This is a genomic window from Hydrogenophaga electricum (assembly GCF_030160815.1).
In the GTDB taxonomy this organism is placed as follows: Bacteria; Pseudomonadota; Gammaproteobacteria; order Burkholderiales; family Burkholderiaceae_C; genus Hydrogenophaga; species Hydrogenophaga electricum.
This window is the reverse complement of sequence record NZ_BSPB01000106.1, coordinates 1-4,347: the sequence shown is the minus strand read 5'-3', so window position 1 is coordinate 4,347 and position 4,347 is coordinate 1. Positions and strand designations below refer to the sequence as shown.

4 protein-coding genes are annotated in these 4,347 nt (G+C 71.8%); 2 read left to right on the top strand and 2 right to left on the bottom strand.

What is annotated here, in order from left to right:
* Window positions 1–181 precede the first annotated feature (181 nt).
* Window positions 182–1,366, top strand: a complete 1,185-nt coding sequence (locus QQK43_RS22740) for an HDOD domain-containing protein (RefSeq protein ID WP_284309569.1) — start codon at window positions 182–184, stop codon at window positions 1,364–1,366.
* A 109-nt stretch (window positions 1,367–1,475) separates the two neighbouring features.
* Window positions 1,476–1,991 carry a hemerythrin domain-containing protein gene (locus QQK43_RS22735; RefSeq protein WP_284309568.1) on the top strand — a complete coding sequence of 172 codons (516 nt, stop codon included), beginning with the start codon at window positions 1,476–1,478 and terminating at the stop codon, window positions 1,989–1,991.
* Window positions 1,992–2,027: 36 nt separating this feature from the next.
* Here the strand turns inward: QQK43_RS22735 and QQK43_RS22730 are convergent, their stop codons facing one another.
* Together QQK43_RS22730 and QQK43_RS22725 are read right to left on the bottom strand one after the other, a co-directional pair.
* Window positions 2,028–2,864: a shikimate 5-dehydrogenase gene (locus QQK43_RS22730; RefSeq protein ID WP_234267452.1), complete on the bottom strand. Its 837-nt coding sequence runs from the start codon at window positions 2,862–2,864 to the stop codon at window positions 2,028–2,030.
* Between the two features lie 2 nt (window positions 2,865–2,866).
* Window positions 2,867–4,347, bottom strand: a 1,481-nt coding sequence (locus QQK43_RS22725; RefSeq protein ID WP_284309567.1) for a PTS fructose transporter subunit IIC, incomplete at its 5' end; no start/stop codon positions are given.

The following is a 4,347-nucleotide window of genomic DNA, read 5'->3' as shown; positions in this document are numbered from 1 at the left end:
ACCTGACCATGGCGTTCTGCGGTCACACGCAGATCGACAACGTCGATGCCTCCGTGCTCCTCCCGGGCACTTTCCCTACCGCCTGAGGCCAGCGTTCAAGCTCTCCGGCCGCGCGCCGATATCCGGGATGAGTCCATCTGTCCCAGAAAACCCGGCCCCCGGCCGGCCGGAGATCCATCCCATGTCCCCCCTGCTGCTCTGGCTGGCCGCCGTGCTGGTCCTCGCCCTGGCCTGGTGGTGGTGGCGCAAGCCCCCCGCCCACCGCCCCGGCGAGGCCCCGCCACCATCGGCGCCGCCCAAAGCCCGCCCCGAGGCGACGCCCCGCCAGACCCCATCGGCGCCTCCGCCCGTCCCGCCGTCCACACTGCCCCCGGCCCCCGTGGTCGTGACCTCGCCGCCGCCCGCGCTGGGCCCGGTCCCGCCCGAGCTGGCCAGCTTCCAGTGGCGGCCGGAAGCCGTGCTCGACAGCGACCGGCGCCAGGCCCTGGAAACGGCGGTGCGCGGCATTCCCCGCCCACCGCGTTCGATGCAGCAACTGCTGTCGCCCGAATTCCTCACCCGCGCCAGCTCGACCGAGCTGAGCGAGCTCGTCATGGGGGAGCCGCTGATCGCGGCCAAGGTGCTGGCCAAGGTCAACTCGCCCTATTACGGCCTGCGCCAGCCCGTCACCGGCATCGGGCAGGCGGTGACGTTCCTGGGCATCAACACCGTGCGCAGCATCTGCCTGCAGTACATGCTGGCCGACGCCTTCAAGCCCACGCTGGCCGAAGCCCAGAAAGCCTTCGACAGCATCTGGCAGGCCAGCGGCCTGGCCAGCGAACTGGCTGTGCGCCTGGGCAAGGCCTTGAACCTGCCCGACCAGAGCGCCCTGGCCACCCAGGTCGTGCTCGGTTTCGTGGGCCAGCTCGCCACCGCCTCGCTGATCCCGGCCGCCGGCCTGCCGGCCTGGCTGCACCGCGACCGGCTGGCGCGCGCCCGCCTGGAGCAGGATCTGCTCGGGCTCAACGCGGTGGAAATCGGCGGCATGCTCATGCGTTCGTGGGAGCTGCCCAACGCGCTGGTGAACGACGTGAGCGACATGGGCCGCCTGCTGATCACGCCGCCGCTGGCCATCCAGCCGGCCCGCCTGGCGCGCATCGCACTGGGCTACCTGTGTGTGCGCCTGGGCGAACGCCTGGCCCTGGAGCCGCTGCCCGTGGAGCAGGCCCTGGGCCTGGGCGACGGCCCCGACACCCACCACCTGCGTGCCGCGATCGCGCAGGACCCGGTGCTCGCCGGACTGCCCGCCGCGCTGCAGGCGCCCGACCTCGTCGCCGCCATGCGCCTGGCCACCGGTCAGGCCACGCCCCCGGCGGTCGACGCCTGAGAGCGCTGCCCCGCCAGCGCCGGGGCACAATGGCGGCTGTCCGCGTTTTCCGGAAGCGCTTGACGCCCGTCAAGCCCTTGCCGCCAGCCGCCGCTTAGAGTCCCGCACCATGAACGCCACCGCCACCCCCGAAGCTCCCGCCGCCGTGCCGCCGTCCCAGGGCCTGCCGTGGTCCGACCAGTTGCGCACCGGCGACGGCCGCATGGACGACACGCACGAAGAGTTCGTGCAGATGCTCAATCAACTGCTGGCCCTGCCGGAAAGCGAACAGCTGCCGCTGTATCTGCGCTTCGTCGACCACACGGTGGAGCACTTTGCGCAGGAAGAGCGCTGGATGGTGGCGATCGGCTTTGCCCCCGACAACTGCCACGCCAGCCACCACGCCACCATCCTCGAAACCCTGCGCGCCGTGACCGAGCATTACGAGAAGGGCGACACCGACATCATCAACCGCCTGGCCGAGGCGCTGGTGGAATGGTTCCCGCAGCACGCGGCCACCATGGACGCGGGCCTGGCCCTGCACATGAAGGAAGTGGGTTTCGATTCGCGCACCGAGACCCTGGCCGACCCGGGCAAGGTCCGCCCCGCCACCATGAGCGGTTGCGGCAGCGTCAGCTGCAGCTGACGCCCGGCCTCACCCCATTCCCCGAGCCAGCCCGGCCTACGCGGCGCGGGCATGGGCCGCCGCAGCGGCCACCTGCGCCAGCGTCGGGCGCACCCCGGTGTAGAGCGCGAACTGCTCCACCGCCTGCAGCACGATCACCTCGTCCCCGCTGATCACCGGCCGGCCCAGGCGCCGGGCGGCCTGCACCAGCGGCGTGTCGGGCGGCAGGGCCACCACATCAAACACGCACGACGCGGCACCGACCAGCGCATCGGGGAACGCCTGGGTCGCCGCCTCCGGCGCACCGGCCATGCCCAGCGGCGTCACGTTCACCAGCAGCGCCCCCGGCGCCGCGGCAGGCACATCGGGCTGCCAGCCCAGTCCGTGCTGCGCGGCCAGTGCGGCGCCGGCCTGCGGATTGCGCGCAACCACCAGCCCCTGGTGCAGGCCGTGGTCGACCAGGGCGGCGAGCACGGCACGGGCCATGCCACCGCTGCCGCGCAGCACGAAGGGCGTTCCCGGCGCCACGCCATGCGCCTTCAGCAGCGCGGCGACGGCGATGTAGTCGGTGTTGTAGGCGACCAGCCGGCCGTCGTCGTTGACGATGGTGTTGACCGACTGCAGCCGCGCGGCCGACGGCGTCAACTCGTCCAGCAGCGGAATGCAGGCTTCCTTGAACGGCATCGACACGCCGCAGCCCCGGATGCCCAGCGCCCGCATGCCACCGATGGCGGCCGGCAGGTCGGTGGTGGTGAAGGCCTTGTAGACGCAGTCCAGCCCCAGTTGCCGGTACAGATGGTTGTGCAGCCGGGTGCCGGCGTTGCCCGGCCGGCCGGCGAGCGACATGCACAGGCGGGTGTCGCGGCTGATGGTGAAACGGGGGTCGTCTTGCATGCTCAGGCCAGTTTCTTCTTGAAGGCGCCCAGTGCCAGGGCGGTGACCACGGTGCCGGCCAGGATCGCCAGCGCGTAGAGGATGACGTGGTTGACCGCGTTGGGAATCGCCAGCACGAACACGCCGCCGTGCGGCGCCTGCAGCGCAATGCCCCACATCATCGACAGCGCACCGGCGGTGGCCGCGCCCAGCACGCAGGCGGGAATGACCCGCAGCGGATCGCGCGCCACGTAGGGAATCGCGCCTTCGGTGATGAAGGCCAGGCCGAGCACGGCGGCCGCCTTGCTGGCTTCGCGCTCTTCGGCGGTGAAGCGGCTGCCGAACAGGTAGCAGGCCAGCGCGATGCCCAGCGGCGGCACCATGCCGGCGGCCATGGCGGCGGCCATCGGCGTGGCCACGCCCGACGCGATCAGCGTGGTCGAGAACACATAGGCCGCCTTGTTGATCGGGCCGCCCATGTCGGCCGCCATCATCGCGCCCAGCGTGATGCCCAGCAGCATGGCGCTGCCGGTCTGCAGGCCCTTGAGCCATTCGGTCAGCGCCGCCATGATGGCCGCCACCGGCTGGCCGATGACCATCATCATCGCCACGCCGGTGATGACAGCGCCCAGCAGCGGCAGGATCAGCACCGGCTTGAGGCCGTCGAGCCCGCGCGGCAGGCGGATCCAGCGGTTGAGCGCGTTGACCGAATAACCGGCGATGAAGCCGGCCGCGATGCCGCCGAGGAAGCCGGCGCCCACGGTGCCCGCGAGCAGGCCACCGATCATGCCGGGCGCGATGCCGGGCCGGTCGGCGATGGAAAACGCGATATAGCCGGCCAGCGCCGGCACCATCAGCGCGAAGCCGCCCTTGGCGCCGATCTGGAACAACACCCAGCCCAGCGTGCCCTTGTGCGCGTCGTCGTACACGTAGATACCGCCCAGCGCAAAGGCCAGCGCGATCAGCAGGCCACCCGCCACCACGAAGGGCAGCATGAAAGAGACGCCGGTCATCAGGTGCTTGTACGGGCCGGTGGTGGCCCCCTTGCCTGCGGACGGGGCACCGGCTGCGGTGGTGGTCGTTGCGGCGGCAGCGCCCTCGCCCCCCCACACGGCAGCCTCGGTCTGCGCCTTGGCGATCAGGGCCTGCGCATCGTGGATGGCGGCCTTGGTGCCTGAGGAATGCAGGCGCTTGCCGGCAAAGCGGCTGCGCTCGACCTGGGTGTCGGCCGCGATCAGCACCAGATCGGCGTCGCTGATGGCCTGGGCGCTGAGCGTGTTCTGCGCCCCGACGGAGCCCTGCGTTTCCACCTGGATCTGGTGACCCAGCGCCTTGGCGCCCTGCTCCAGCGCCTCGGCCGCCATGAAGGTGTGGGCCACGCCGGTGGGGCACGAGGTGATGGCGACGATCTTCAGCGGCCGGCTGGCGGCCACGGCGGCCGCTGCGGACACCGCCGGCACCGCAGCGGGCGCACCGGCCAGCGCCAGCGCCTGCCGCAGCACGG